Here is a 14,379-nt window from a genome sequence, read left to right on the forward strand (position 1 = left end):
TTAACAGCATTACGGAAAAACCTTAAAAAAACTAGGGGAAATCTACAATTTGCAATGAACAGTTGACAATTATCAATTAACAATGAGCAGTTAACAATGACCAATTTACAATACGGTCAAGGGTGGGGTGGAAGTTGAAAATTAAAAATTGAAAATGGGCTTTTCTCCGTAAAATAAGCTTGCTTTCCAAACTCCAAACTCCAAACTCCAAACTCCAAACTCCAAACTCCAAACTCCAAACTCCAAACTCCAAACTCCAAACTCCAAACTCCAAACTCAATCCCGTTTTTTGCCGCGTCCGGTCATGGTATCCACCAAACCTTCTTGGAGGTTGATCCATAAATAGTTGAAAAAGGACTTGTCCTGCTTGCGCTCCACTTTAAAATTGCCGTGCCGAAAGCCATCTTTATCGGTTTTCTCACCGTTTTTGGTAAACAGGTTCACCACGGCGGTCAGTATTTTGTTAACGCCCAAACCATCTTTTTTGAGCACCGTGAACTCAAAATCGTCGTATTTCATCTTCATGTCGCCCTGCGACTCCAGCTCGTTGCCACTGATCGTAAAATACATTTGCTGTATGGTGCCTTTCACCTCGGCATTGAGGTTGGTCTTTAAAAAAGGATTGATACTTTCCGACTGAAAATTGGAGAGTGCACCCTGCACCAAAAAAGTATTGGCCTGGTTTTGGGGGTCAAAGGACCAATCCAGGGTAAATGGCCCGTTGTCCATCAGTTTGGCATTGATGTCGATGTTTACTTTGCCCTCACCTTTGGTGTGCAGGTTCTTGATGGTCGCCTCGATGTCCGCAAAGCTCAGCTGCTCGGGGTCTATGTCCGCTTCCAAACGCTCTTTGTAGGTAATGAGTCCTTCCGAAATCTGTATGCTGTCCACCTGAAGGTCCATTTTAAGGTCGCGAAGCGCCTGATTGTACAGTTTTTTGTGTGTGGTATCGTCGGGCAACAGTTTATCGCGGTACACATGGAAAATGGGGGTTTGCAATTGCAATTCTTTCAAATGGAGATGGGGCAGTTCGTTTTCAAAGCCAACATCCCAATGTTTCAGGTTGATTTCGTCAATGCTCAAGTCGTAGTGGTCGTGCTCCACCGTGATTCTGCGGGAAAGCTCGGCTTTGCTGTATTTGGTGCGCAACAGGAAGTGCTGCCATCCAGCAACCTCCGGGGTCAACTGCATTTGTTCAAACGCAATAAACTCCAACGCACTCAACGCGTAACGGCCTTTTCCGGTGTTGAGCCGGTAATCACCATAGGTGAAGGGAATGTTTGCTGTTGCGGTTTCTTTGTCAAAATGGATATCGGAAAGACTGAAATCAACGTTGACCAAGGTAGCCACACTGTCCAATGTTTGGTTTAGCATAAAATAGCCTCCATTTTGGATGCTAACCTTGTCCACGCTGTACTTTTTTGAGGGTGCTTTGTTGTCTTTTTTTGCTGTGGTATCTTTTTCTTTTTGATGTTGGACAAGCTTTGGAGATTCCAAAGTAATGTCACCAAGGGCGATGTCGCCATGTTGAAGCAAGGGCAGATAGCGTAATCCCGAAATGGTAACGGATTTCGCCTCAAAATTGATTTGGCCGTCCGGGGAGCTGGCGTTTATATCGGTAAGGCTGATTTTCCCCAAAAACACGTTGGTGCTCACCTCCGAATACGTGAGGTTGATTTCTTTGGGCACTTGCTCGCTGAGTGCTTTTTTTACTTTTTTAGTGAACAATAGTTGTGCCGCCACCCCTGCTAAGATAAAGAGTAGGAGTAATCCACCTCCTATTTTTAAGATTCGGGACTTGTTGTTTTTCGGCATATGGGTTTTAAAGATTTTGGTAGGTTATTTTCGCGGATGAGCTAGAATTCAATCTTCTTCCTCCAAAAATCGCATTACTTCCGAGGGTGTATCAATTTGAACGGCCTGATCGCCATTCACCAAAATGGGTTGTGTTACGACCTTTGGGTTGTTCTCCATCACTTTGAGCCAATCCTCATCATCGTATAAATCGGGATTCTTACCGTATTTGGTCATAAAATCCGGATGCTCCGTATTGATCAGGTCTTTTATGGGCTTGCCCAGCAGTTTGGCCAGTTCGGTCCATTGGGTGCCTGTTACCTTGGTCTTGGACAGGTCTATGTCCAACACTTTTTTCTTGGAAGATTTTAGATAGGCCAAGGTCTGCATGCCTTTGTTGGTTTCGGCGTTATAGAATAGTTTTACTTCCCTGTTGTTTGTTGCTATTACTCCCATGTCGTCCTTCATTTATTAAATAGGTCTTTATAAAGTAACAATTTTTTGATTATTGGACTTAACGCAAACCATTTTTTTAGTGTCTTAATAGCGTACAAAAAAAGCGGGACGTTTATCCCGCTTTCACTTAAACTAACTCAATTGAATACAACGGGCAAAAGATGGTGTACAGCTATACACATCTAATACATTGCTCTATAAAGTTAAACAATTTAAAATAAATCTAAATAATGATTTTTAACTATTTTTGTAAGCCTATGTTACGATGCTGAACAGGGCACAAGTACAAGTTGTGTTTAAGTGCAATAGATTTTTATTCGGAGAAAGCCGTCCCTTTGGGACGGTTTTTTTAGGAGGTAAGCAGGTCGGCCAGATATTGGTAGCACATGCCCGATAGCATGGCCAGTCCAAAACTTAAGAGCGTTCCGATCAAGACGTACTCCGTTAGCTTTCGGTTTTTGCTCTTGTTGAGGTCCCCAAAACGGAACACGGATTTTGCAGCGATCAATAAGCCAATGGCGGCCCATTGTTGCATCAAAATAAAGCCAAATACAAAGAGCCTTTCCAACATACCAATGTAGGTGCCTGCATTTTTAAGGGAACCGCCCTCTCCAGGCTCGTCACTCTTGGCCACCTCATCAATATAAGGAGCCAATAACATGCGCATAATTATCCCGGATACGTAGGTGACAAATACCAAAAAAGTAATGAAGAGGAGGGTGCTTTCTGTACATAGTTCGGTAAAGTCCAATGGAAATGGTGCAATCCAGTACACCACTCCGCCCAATACCAGAAGATGCAGTATTTGGTCTGCCACAAAAAGCCAACGGTAGTTTTTGGGATTGGTCAAGTACAGTTTTCCCAAATCAAAGAGGAAGTGCGTAATGACGATAAAAGCAATAGCACCCACATATTGAAATTGTAGTATAATCAAGAGCATCAGTAAATGCACGCCGATATGAAAATATAGGTATTTCGATTTCGCCTTTTTTTCCAATTTATCCTCAACCCAATGGCCTGGTTGGAGCACAAAGTCCCCAATAAAATGGGCCAATATCAATTTTAGGGCTAAAAGCGTCATAGTTGGGTGAGTTGGGTTTTGTAAAAATGGATCATTTTTTGGACTTCGTCAAATCCTGCCTTGTTCAATTCCTCACTAATGTTCCCTTGTGATTTGTTGAGCAAGGATGCGAGTTCTTTTTGATTCATTTTTGGGTTTTCCAAGGCACATTTTACCGTTTTGGAAATTGCGGGTGTCCAATTGTCCATGGTCAAAAGGGCCAGTTCCAGCAATAGGTTGATTTGCACGTCAAATTTCTTGTTAGCCGTTTTGATGGCCAAGTTCAGTTTTTTGAGCTGCTCAAAACATTCCCCGGAGTTTACAAAAGCTGGACCATTGGATTCGGTAATTTTTGGGGCGTCGTAGTTTTTCTCCCCCAGCCCTATGGCTATCCGAACATCCAAATGGCGGATTTGTTTGATACTGGCTTTTATTTGGATTGCTGCTTTCAATGCATTTTCTGGCGTGGTCTGCAACTGAAAACTGTCGCCGCGGTAAATTTCCCAATCTTTGGGCTCCTTGCCATAATGGGTCAGCGCCTCCTTCAAGATGGGCAACCATTTACTGGCCTTGTGTTCGGAGGAATTTTTGATGTCGCCGGTAAGTATGGCAATCATAATTGGTTTATTTTGATGCATATCTTTTTAAAGATAGATAATCTTAAATATCCGTTAATTAGCAGATAATTTTAAATATCTGTAAAATGGCAGATAATCAAATATATCGGTAATATGACAGATAACCAATACTATCATCAAAAAAAGCCTGTAAAACGGGATACTGGCCAATGTCCAAAAAAAAAGAAACCGCGACCATGGCAGGCGCGGCTTCTTAAATCAACAAAAAACACTATCCTCTTCTCCCTCTCTCCTGCATTTTTTTCTTGCCATGATGCATAGATTTTTTGCGATTGGAGAACTTTTTCCAAGTCTCGTACTGATCTTCGTTCAGTATATTCTTCATTTTTTCCTGCATTGCGATTTGACGGTCCAAACGCGTATTTTCCATTTCAAATCGTTCTTCGGATGTAGGTTTTTCCCATTTCCCACTTTCTTTCAATGCTTTGATCTCGTTCCATTTCTCTTTTCTGAACGTTGCGTTTTCCAAATGGATGTCATAAATTCTATCCTGTTGGGCCTCGGTCAAATCCAACGCCAAGGTCATACGTTTTGTTTGCAAGGTGGCCATCTCTTCGGCGGACATGTCCATGTTAGGACCTTTGCGCATACTTTTGCCATCATGTCTTTGGGCGGTTATACCAATACTTATTAGCATAACCATTACTACTGCTATTTGCTTCATAGGTTTAAACTTTAATGATTTGTTCCTTGGACAGCAACTACATCCAAAGGTTTAACCATTGCAACATAGTTTATGAAGCTTTTAACAATAAAAAATGTTTTAGGGAATTACTTGAGTTCTTGGTCCAAATCTTCTTTGGAATCATCTATGTAGTCGTCGGCATCTTCGAATTGGGTCTCAACGTACGTTTTGGAATTTAGATGATCTTGGAATTCGTCGTGTTGGTCTACAACATAATAAAGTGTGGAGGCTGCCACGAAACAGATAAAGTAGACTAAGCTTTTTGTTTTGTAGTTCATGATGTGAGATTTGGGATTACTAAAGTAATGATTCCCATTTGGATTCTCAGCGATATGTTGTGAAATGACTTTTTAAAGATGTGTATGAGGAAAAAAACAAGGTGTGATCGATGAACGTATCGACCACACCTTGATGATTTTTATAAATCCATAAAAGATGCTTACTTGACAGGCTCCAAAATAAGGTCTATGCGCTCCAAAGCATCTTGCAAATGATAACGGCTCATAGTATCGGAAATTCTACCCAAACCGCTTCTGATATCTCTTTTAAGATTGTTGAGTTCTGCTCGAGCCACTGAGCGAATATCCGATTGACTGGTATTGATGGGGGTTGATTTTCTATATCCTCCAAAGTCGGGCTGTTTACCTTGACTATCGGCGGTCATCAAATATTCCAAGCGGTCAATGTGTGCCTTTTGAAGGTTTCTTCGGTAGGTATCGATGGTATTGCCGCTTCGCGTTTCGGACCAGATACCGCTGCGAAGGTCGCGCATCATTTCTACCAAACCATAGGCTTCATCCCCGTTAAGGGTTTCATTTTCAATGATTCGCGCCAATTTGCCCAGTTGCAACATGGTGTTCAAATAGCGTTCTTGGGTGGCGCGGATACGCTCCACGGAACCAGAATATTCAATTTTGTTGAAAATATCTTTATCGATCAACCACTCTGGGGTCTCAAAAAGCTGCTCTTGCATAAAGTTCATTGCATTTTTTTGATGCTCCTTGCTTACGTGGGTGTAAACGGCGCCTTCTTGATCTGCGGTTTTGTGATATTCGTAAACCCCACCAATGTTGTTGGACACATGACCCATATACCTTCTAAACTGAGCGACTACCTGTCCGTACATGGTTTCAAGATCATCATAATTCTCGCCCTCTTCTGTGGTCCACTCCATCAACTTGGGAACAATACGTTTTAAATTTTCAATACCGTACAAACTGGCTTTGATGGCATCATCCCCTAAATCCTCGGTTTGTGAGCTCGGGTCGTGGATATCGCCCACTTGTTGGTGACCAAAACGGTACATGGGGTCTCCGGCATGCTCCAAAATCCAATCATTCAATATGGGTTTTTCTTCTTTCGCTGTTTTGTCCAAAATAGGCTTGTATCCCCATTTGATGGCATATTTGTCGTAAATACCGATATTGGGCATCAAGGCAACGCCTTCATCCCCTGGTTGTGCCACATAGTTGAAACGTGCATAGTCCATAATGGATGGTGCCGTACCATATTTTTTGGTGAAACTGGCGGAACGCAAAGAATCCACCGGATAAGCAACGCTACTTCCCATATTGTGTGGCAATCCAAGGGTGTGGCCCACTTCGTGGGATGATACAAAGCGTATTAGCCTGCCCATGATTTCTTCTTTGAACTGTGTCTTTTGGGCTTCTGGGTTAATAGCTGCCGTTTGTACAAAATACCAGTTGCGCAATAAACTCATTACATTGTGGTACCAGTTAATGTCGGATTCCAGAATTTCACCACTCCTGGGGTCGCTTACGTGTGGGCCGTTGGCATTAGGGATTGGTGAGGCCAAGTAACGTACCACGGAATACCTAACATCTTCTGGGGACCAGTCCGGATCTTCTTCGGGTGAAGGAGGGTCCTTGGCGATGATGGCGTTTTTGAAACCAGCAGCTTCAAAAGCTACTTGCCAATCTTCAATACCTTGTTTAATGTACGGAACCCATTCTTCGGGTGTGGCGCGGTCCACATAATACACAATCGGTTTTTTGGGCTCTACCAATTCGCCGGCTTTGTATTTTTCAATATCCTCGTCTTTTACTTCGAGCCTCCATCGGTCCAAGTAAGTCACGGTTTTACTTTCTTGGGCATCAAGACCATAATCCACTTGTCCACGGGCAAACCAACCAACGCGTTGATCAAAATAGCGACGTTTCATCGGTTCTTTGGGCAATAGGATCATAGAGTTGTTGATTTCCAAAGAAATGGAACCAAGACTGGAATTACTTGGGGGCTCGCTGGATAAATAGGTTTTTACATGGCGCGCCTCAATATTTAAAGGGTAACTTTTAATGGATTCGATATAGCTGCGATCTCCATCCATACGAGTGACCTTGAACCTTTTTCTATAACCGTTGGGAAAACCAAGGGCTTTTACATCCTTGGTGAACAGCGGATCTATTTCTATGACCGTAGCTGGGTTGAGGGAATCTTTTTTGTTGATGGCCTTAATGTCGAAAGCGAAAAGCACGGGTTCAAAGTTGGAGTTGACCACCGCTTCGTGAACCGGCAAAGAATCCGCTGCCACATTTTCGTAAGATGCTACACGGACCAATACTTTTTTGTCCTTTTTCTCCCAACGCAGCACTTGGGTATTGATTTTTCCACCACCAAAACCAATGCCGGTAGCGGTTTTGGAGATTCGGCTCACCATCAGCATTTCGCGGTTGAATAAGGAATCGGGAATTTCGTAATAATGTTTGTCGTCTACGGTATGCACGCTAAAAAGGCCTTCATCCGTTTCCGCATCCTCGGTGATGACTTTATCATAAGGTTTAATATCCCCAGGTTTGGACTTGTCGTCCTTTTTTTGCTCGGTTTCTTTTTTCTTCTTTTTGAAAAGTTGGGCCTCCGCAGTTTGGAATCCACCCGTTAAAATAACGACTATAAGCAGTCGAGAAAGTAATTTTTTGATCATTATAGGTTTGTTTGAATAACTAAGAAGATTCAAAGAACCTAAAATTCGACAGAACAAACTGTTAAATAAATATTAACGGCCATTTTTTTAACGGAATGTCCTAACCGTTGGGAGTCCTGCGTTTTACTGATGGTTTGGAGTGAATCGCCCCGTATAGCTGGGCTCAACGGGTATTCAATTTTCGTAAAAAAATCCTAAAGACTGTAACGTTTTTGGTTTTGATCAGTCATATAGGCATAACATCAATCATAAAATTCAATCAAAAAATGAACAAGTTATTATTAATTTATGGAAGTGTATTATTAAGTAGTACCGCCATAGCAAACGACCAACAAAAAACCAAGGTCGTCGAAGTGCAAACCGAGACACCTGGTAGTTTAGAAAACAGTTTAACCACATTGAACCTCGGTGCAGCGTTAAACGATTCAACATCAGAGACGGCAGATTATGCATCTTATGATTTGAATTTAAACGAAGTAGTGTATATAGAGGATGAACCTGAAATTGATTTGGGTTTTGACACGGCTGATTACCTTCCAGAAGGTTTCAACCCTTACGAACGCTATTTTGATTTGAATTCCATCATATACCTCGAAAACAACGTTGAACTTTCATTAGGCTTTAATGCCCAAAAGTATTTGCCGGAAAATTTTGATCCCTACACGGATGTAGTGGATGTACATTCCATCAATTACATGGAAGAGGAGGATATGGATCTTGGATTTGACACCAAGGACTATTTGCCAGAAGATTTTTCTCCCTACGAGGTTTATGTTGATTTAAAAGCTATTCCTTATGTAGAAAATGAGGTTGAACTTGAATTGGGTATTAACAGTAGGTATTTATTGCCAAAAGGTTTTGATGCTTACACCGATGTGATCGCCATCACTTCTGTAAACTATATGGAAGTTGAAGAAATTGACCTGGGTTTTGATACTTCCAAGTATCTCCCAGAAGATTTTGATCCTTATGAAAGGGTCAATCAGTAAAATGTTTAAGTTTTCATTTTACAAATTATTTAGTTAGTTAGTAAAAGCCCTCGCGAGAGGGCTTTTTGTTTGTTAAGAAAAACCTATAAGTTGCTGGTTAACAAAAAAATAACATGAGGTTTTTCTCGATGGAATTTTCATGAAAACGCTTTTTGAAGTGTAGATTATGCATCGATTTGAAGGTTTTTATGTGATTTTATCACATTTTTGATAGTTGTATCACAAAACGAATTATCACTCAGTGCCAATCGTAGCGTTAACAAAAAACTAATTACAATATATTTCACATAAAAGGGTTATAACTTTGTACCTAACAAAGAGTTACGCTTCGCTTGCTAAAAAAAAAAGCAAGTAGCGTTGGTTAAGTTAGTTTCTTACATTTTTTTGAGTTAGTTAGTTTGTAAAAATGCCCCTCCGCCCGGAGGGGCATTTTTGATTTAAAACAATAGCGGGATCACAAACTGAAACACCAATATGAGCAAACAAACCGCAATAAGGTTCAAGATAACGCCAACACGTGCCATTTGTGGAATTTTTACATAGCCGCTCGCAAATACAATGGCGTTGGGCGGCGTGGCCATGGGCAGCATAAAAGCGCAACTACTGGCAATGGTAACCGGAATCAACAAATGAAGCATAGGGATGTCAAGGCCAATGGCAATACCTGCCACCACCGGCGCCAAAACAGCCACCAAGGCGACGTTGCTCATCAATTCGGTCATAAATAACATCAGGAATATCAAAAGGGCAGCAGTGAACAAAATACTGATCTCGCTTTGAGCAATACCATTGGCAACCAAATCAACAATACCGCTTGTGGACATCCCTTGGGCGAGGGCAAGCCCTCCCCCGAACAAGATTAGGATTCCCCAAGCCAATTTGGAGGTGTCTTTCCAAGTGATGATAAAATCCCCTTTTTTAATGTTGTACGGAATGGCAAACAGAGCCACAGCGGCGAAAATACTGATCATGGTGTCCGTCAACCCTAAATTCGGAAAGACATTGTTGATCAAGGTCCTGAAAATCCATAGAAAAACGGTTATTCCAAAAATGATCAATACCATCTTTTCCTTACCAGAGGTAGGCCCCAATTTTTTCAGTTCCTGCTGAATTACACTTTTTGATGCGGTAAACTTTAGGTCGCGGTTGGGGAACATCCATTTGACCAGGACCAAATAACAAATGCCCACCATAATGATGGAGAAAGGCAATCCAATGGTCATCCATTTTAAAAAGGAAATTTCGGTGTTGTATTCGTTTTCCAGCAATCCGATTAATACGGAGTTTGGCGGGGTACCTATAACCGTAGCTATTCCTCCGGCATTGGCCGAAAAAGCAATTCCGAGCATAACACTCAAAGCAAAATTTTGGTCATTTTTGGTAAACCCATCTTCATCATTGATCAACAGATTGATAACGGAAATCGCAATGGGCAGCATAACCACTGTACTGGCCGTATTGCTGATCCACATGCTCAAGGTGGCCGTGGCAATCATAAAACCTAAGATCACTTTGTTCGGTGTGGTTCCCGTAAGCCTGATGATATTCAGTGCAATTCTACGGTGGAGATTGACCTTTTCAAGTGCCAGTGCCATTACAAATCCACCGAAGAAGAGAAATACAATGGGGCTGCCATAATTGGCTCCAACTTCTGCAATGGGCAATACTTTTAAAAGGGGCAACAAAAGCAAGGGGAGGAGTGCGGTAACGGAAATAGAGACCGCTTCGGTAATCCACCAAATGAGCATCCAGGCAGCTATTGAAATCACAGGGTCTCCTTTTTCGGATACCATTTCAAAAGGCAACAGGTTTAATACAAGAAACGCAACCGGCCCGAGGACCAACCCAATTTTTTTGCTTAGCTCCATTGGGGTTCTAAGCTAGGATTTTTAATTGAAACTTAAAAAAATACTATTTCGCATTTTCATCGACCTCAAAAATGCCAAAAACATTATGGTCGGCATCCAAAAAGTACCCTTGCCAACATTTACCGGGAACCGCAAATTTTGGCATCGCCACGTGTCCACCGTTTTTAATGATGGCCTTTTCAGTTGCATCAAAGTCAGGAACTTGGATGGAGCATGTAAAGGCGTTGGTGCCTTGATGGGTCGGTGGATTGTCCACGGGTCTTTTTAGTATGGCCCCCTGAATGCCATCCGTTTCCAATCGGTATAGCTCTATGGGCGCTGATTCGTCCAAAATGGCTGCCCAACCAAATATGGCATGGTAAAAATCAACCTCCCGTTTGGGGTTGGTGGACTGGATCTCGAAAAAAGCAATCGTATTCATTTTGTTGAAAATTATTGGTTTTCAACAAGATAATAAAAATCAACCTGTATACTTTACAAGCAAAGCATCTTCTGTTTTTTCTACTTTAATAAGTCCGTGCTTGGCCAAACTTTTGGTACTCTTGTCCCATTTTTTGTTGCTCAAACCTGCTTTTTCTTTTAGATTGGTCAATGGCATTTCTACTTGTGGTTTAAGAATATCCAAAACAACTTTTTCCTCTTCGGTAAGCTCCACCTGCTTTTTCTCTGGTCGCATTTGCGGGAAGAACAATACTTCTTGGATGGAGGAATTGTTGGTCATCAGCATCACCAAACGGTCAATTCCGATACCGATACCAGAGGTTGGAGGCATACCATATTCCAAGGCACGCAAAAAATCTTGATCAATAAACATCGCTTCATCATCCCCTTTTTCAGAAAGCTTGAGCTGATCTTCAAAACGCTCACGCTGATCAATAGGGTCGTTGAGCTCGGAGTAGGCATTGGCCAATTCCTTTCCGTTCACCATCAACTCAAAACGCTCGGTAAGTCTTGGGTTGGTGCGGTGCTCTTTGGTCAACGGACTCATTTCCTTCGGATAATCGATGATAAAAGTCGGCTGGATATAGTGGTGCTCACATTTTTCCCCAAAAATCTCATCGATCAATTTGCCGACACCCATGGTCTCATCCACTTCAATATCCAATTTCTTGGCCACATCGCGAAGTTCGTCTTCATCCATTTCCGCCACATCGTAACCCGTATGAATTTTTATGGCTTCCAAAATGGGAACCCTTGGGTACGGCGCTTTAAACTCAATTTCGTGATCCCCTACTTTCACTTTGGAGCTTCCTGTTGCATCAATGGCCACTTTTTCCAATAGTTTTTCGGTGGTATCCATCATCCAGTTATAGTCCTTGTAGGCTACATAAAGTTCCATTACGGTAAACTCTGGATTGTGGGTGCGGTCCATTCCTTCATTCCTAAAGTCTTTGGAAAATTCATAGACACCGTCAAACCCGCCAACAATCAATCTTTTTAAATATAGTTCGTTGGCAATGCGCAGGTACAACGGAATGTTCAATGCATTGTGGTGCGTTAAGAACGGACGTGCCGCTGCTCCTCCTGGAATAGGTTGCAAAATAGGGGTCTCAACCTCCAAATATCCTTTTTGATTATAAAACTCACGGATACTGTTGGTGATTTTTGTTCTTTTTATAAAGGTGTCCTTTACGTGCGGGTTCACTACCAAATCCACGTACCGCTGACGGTACCGTAGCTCTGGGTCGTTGAAAGCATCGTATACTTTTCCCTCGTCATCTACCTTTGGTAGTGGCAACGGTTTTAAACTTTTGCTCAAAAGTGAAAAGTTTTTCACCATCACAGTTTTTTCACCAACTTGAGTGGTGAAAAGTTCCCCTTCAATACCTATGATATCCCCAATGTCCAACAGCTTTTTGTATACATCGTTGTACAAGGTTTTGTCATCATCTGGACAAATTTCATCACGGTTAAAGTAGACTTGGATACGTCCTTCGCTGTCTTGAAGTTCCGCAAAAGAAGCTTTTCCTTGAATTCTACGTGACATCAATCTACCGGAAATCACAACCTTTTTTCCTTCTTCAAAATCATTCTTGATGCTCTTGGAAGTGGCATCAACAGGATACAATGCTGCGGGATATGGGTTGATGCCCATTTCCCTGAGTTTGGTCAATTTTTCCCTTCGAACGATCTCTTGTTCCGATAGTTGCATAATCTGTAAAAATTTAAAGCGCAAAATTACACTTTTGCGCTTTAAATCCTTAGCGTTGGCCAAACTTAATATGCATAATTGGGTACATAGTCCTTTTTAAATACAATTTGGGCGATGTCTTGCTCTAAAGTTTCCAGGGGACTTTCCACGATTCGGTTGACTTCTTTTCCATCTTTTAAAAAGATAATGGTGGGCACTTTTATGATGTTCAAGCCCTTTTCTTCTCCAGTGGGACTGGTTTTATAATGTCCTTTGCGATAATCCAGGGCGATGATTTCCAACTGCTCCATCGGAAAATCTGCGGCTTCCAATATTTTGATGAATCTGGGACTTTCCCGTTTGCTGTCTCCGCACCAGGTGCCCAAAAACAGTTTGATGTTGTAGTCTGACAGTTTTTCTTTGAATAGCAAAACCATGGTGTCGTCCGGATGGTAGTTGTTGTACCTATTTTGGAACCAATTCCTGTAGGGTTGTGATTGTAAGCCTTCCAGATTAATTTGGCCCACTAAGAATTGAAGTCCGTTTTCGGTGGTAATTTCCTTGTTGAATTCTTGTGCCGAAACACCAACAATGCATAGCATAAGTCATGCAGTTAAAACTTGTTTCATAATTTCTTTGATTTATGGTTTGATGGCCAAATTCACCAAAATCAATAGCCGAACGAATTTTTGTGCGTTGGAAATCAGGACTAGACCGGGGGTTGAAATTTATTTTTTGAAGCGAACTGCCATCTCTTCGCGAGAAGAAACATCCAATTTTTTATACAAATTATTGATATGTGTTTTTATGGTGCTTACGCTCACAAAAAGTTCTGAAGCAATCTCTTTGTTCGTCTTGTTTTCCAGCATCAGGTTGACGATTTTTTGCTCTTGTGGTGTCAGTTTTTCAAGCAATTGAGAAGTGTTCTTTTTTTTCTTGCCAAGAAAGAATAAGACATTGCCCAATAGCGAAACAGCCAAAAGTGCAAGGATGGTCCTGTTCCATTTGGATGATTTGGGCTTGTTAAAACTGGCCAATTCTTTGTCCGTGGTTATTTCAGCATGGTATTGCTGTGTGAATTCAGCTTCGGGATAGCTTGTTGTCAATCTTTCGGACAGGTTTTCATAATAATCGGTGGTTGTTAAGTCTTCCAAATAAAACCGAAAAGTTTCGTTCCGTTTATCCGATAAAAAATCATAAATGTACAGTTCTGCCAGTGGTTCATTGGCTTCCTTTCCAAAAGTATGTAGCGTACGGAACCATTTCGCCAGATTCAATTTTTTGTTGGCTTCACTCGGGTAGTCCGCAAAATCATAGGCCATATGTTCTTTTAAGCCTTCAATTTCCAAAAGCAGGCCCGATTTTGGATTGGTAGAGTTAATAGTGCAAAGCGATTGGTCTTCAAAAGAGGTGGGGAACTCTAAAGTGTCTTTGTTATTGGCGATAAAGAGTACATTTTTACTGTTGTTGCATTGGCCCAAAAAGTGATTGGCTCCGGTATTGTCCGAACATCCATCCAAGTGGATGCGATAAATTCGGTTTTGCTCGTTGAGATTATTTCCTTCAAAATAAAAATGGCCCAAAGAATCCACTTCCGATTTCTGAACAATTTGGTCAAGGTACACGCGTGAAGATTTACGGTAGTCCTCTACCAATGATAAATAAATGGCGTTGCCAGCATTTTCTTGAGAAACTTCCCCGGAAAAGTGGTATTGCCCGAAAAGGACAGATGAGTTGATTAAAAGTAGGATGAGGACGAAAAACCGCATTTTTCAATCGATTTTGGTTAAAAATAGTAGTTTTTTGTAACAAAACAC

Annotated in this window: 13 protein-coding genes; 1 reads left to right on the forward strand and 12 read right to left on the reverse strand. The window is 41.6% G+C overall.

Annotated features, from left to right (window positions below):
• Positions 1-276: 276 nt before the first annotated feature.
• From J4E06_RS05370 to J4E06_RS05400, 7 genes are all read right to left on the reverse strand, one after another.
• Positions 277-1,815 carry an AsmA family protein gene (locus tag J4E06_RS05370; RefSeq protein ID WP_349523007.1) on the reverse strand — a complete coding sequence of 513 codons (1,539 nt, stop codon included), beginning with the start codon at positions 1,813-1,815 and terminating at the stop codon, positions 277-279.
• A gap of 48 nt (positions 1,816-1,863) precedes the next feature.
• Entirely contained in the window at positions 1,864-2,250 is a 387-nt protein-coding gene (locus J4E06_RS05375) for an arsenate reductase family protein (RefSeq protein ID WP_349523008.1), read from the reverse strand.
• A gap of 349 nt (positions 2,251-2,599) precedes the next feature.
• Positions 2,600-3,331, reverse strand: a complete 732-nt coding sequence (locus J4E06_RS05380; RefSeq protein WP_349523009.1) for a DUF3307 domain-containing protein — start codon at positions 3,329-3,331, stop codon at positions 2,600-2,602.
• Positions 3,328-3,927 (reverse strand): transcriptional regulator, encoded by a 600-nt coding sequence (locus J4E06_RS05385; protein WP_349523010.1) that lies wholly within the window; start codon positions 3,925-3,927, stop codon positions 3,328-3,330. Before J4E06_RS05385 ends, J4E06_RS05380 begins: the two co-directional genes overlap by 4 nt.
• Before the next feature lie 232 nt (positions 3,928-4,159).
• Positions 4,160-4,612, reverse strand: coding sequence for a DUF4890 domain-containing protein (locus J4E06_RS05390; protein ID WP_349523011.1), 453 nt, complete (start codon positions 4,610-4,612; stop codon positions 4,160-4,162).
• Positions 4,613-4,719: 107 nt separating this feature from the next.
• On the reverse strand, positions 4,720-4,911 hold the full coding sequence (locus J4E06_RS05395; RefSeq protein WP_349523012.1) for a hypothetical protein: 192 nt from the start codon (positions 4,909-4,911) through the stop codon (positions 4,720-4,722).
• A 161-nt stretch (positions 4,912-5,072) separates the two neighbouring features.
• Positions 5,073-7,574: a zinc-dependent metalloprotease gene (locus J4E06_RS05400; protein WP_349523013.1), complete on the reverse strand. Its 2,502-nt coding sequence runs from the start codon at positions 7,572-7,574 to the stop codon at positions 5,073-5,075.
• A gap of 266 nt (positions 7,575-7,840) precedes the next feature.
• Between J4E06_RS05400 and J4E06_RS05405 the strand changes: the two genes are divergently transcribed.
• Entirely contained in the window at positions 7,841-8,563 is a 723-nt protein-coding gene (locus J4E06_RS05405) for a hypothetical protein (RefSeq protein WP_349523014.1), read from the forward strand.
• Between the two features lie 437 nt (positions 8,564-9,000).
• Here J4E06_RS05405 and J4E06_RS05410 read toward each other — a convergent pair whose 3' ends face one another.
• The 5 genes from J4E06_RS05410 to J4E06_RS05430 form a co-directional block, all read right to left on the reverse strand.
• Positions 9,001-10,431 carry an SLC13 family permease gene (locus J4E06_RS05410; protein WP_349523015.1) on the reverse strand — a complete coding sequence of 477 codons (1,431 nt, stop codon included), beginning with the start codon at positions 10,429-10,431 and terminating at the stop codon, positions 9,001-9,003.
• A gap of 43 nt (positions 10,432-10,474) precedes the next feature.
• Positions 10,475-10,852, reverse strand: a complete 378-nt coding sequence (locus J4E06_RS05415; RefSeq protein ID WP_349523016.1) for a VOC family protein — start codon at positions 10,850-10,852, stop codon at positions 10,475-10,477.
• 39 nt (positions 10,853-10,891) lie between these two features.
• A complete protein-coding gene (gene lysS / locus J4E06_RS05420; protein WP_349523017.1) occupies positions 10,892-12,583 on the reverse strand; it encodes a lysine--tRNA ligase in 1,692 nt (563 codons plus the stop codon).
• A 65-nt stretch (positions 12,584-12,648) separates the two neighbouring features.
• Entirely contained in the window at positions 12,649-13,164 is a 516-nt protein-coding gene (locus tag J4E06_RS05425) for a thioredoxin family protein (RefSeq protein WP_349523018.1), read from the reverse strand.
• 126 nt (positions 13,165-13,290) lie between these two features.
• Positions 13,291-14,331 (reverse strand): response regulator transcription factor, encoded by a 1,041-nt coding sequence (locus J4E06_RS05430; RefSeq protein ID WP_349523019.1) that lies wholly within the window; start codon positions 14,329-14,331, stop codon positions 13,291-13,293.
• Positions 14,332-14,379 lie beyond the last annotated feature (48 nt).

The sequence above is a fragment of the Allomuricauda sp. NFXS6 genome (assembly GCF_040148835.1).
In the GTDB taxonomy this organism is placed as follows: domain Bacteria; phylum Bacteroidota; class Bacteroidia; order Flavobacteriales; family Flavobacteriaceae; genus Flagellimonas.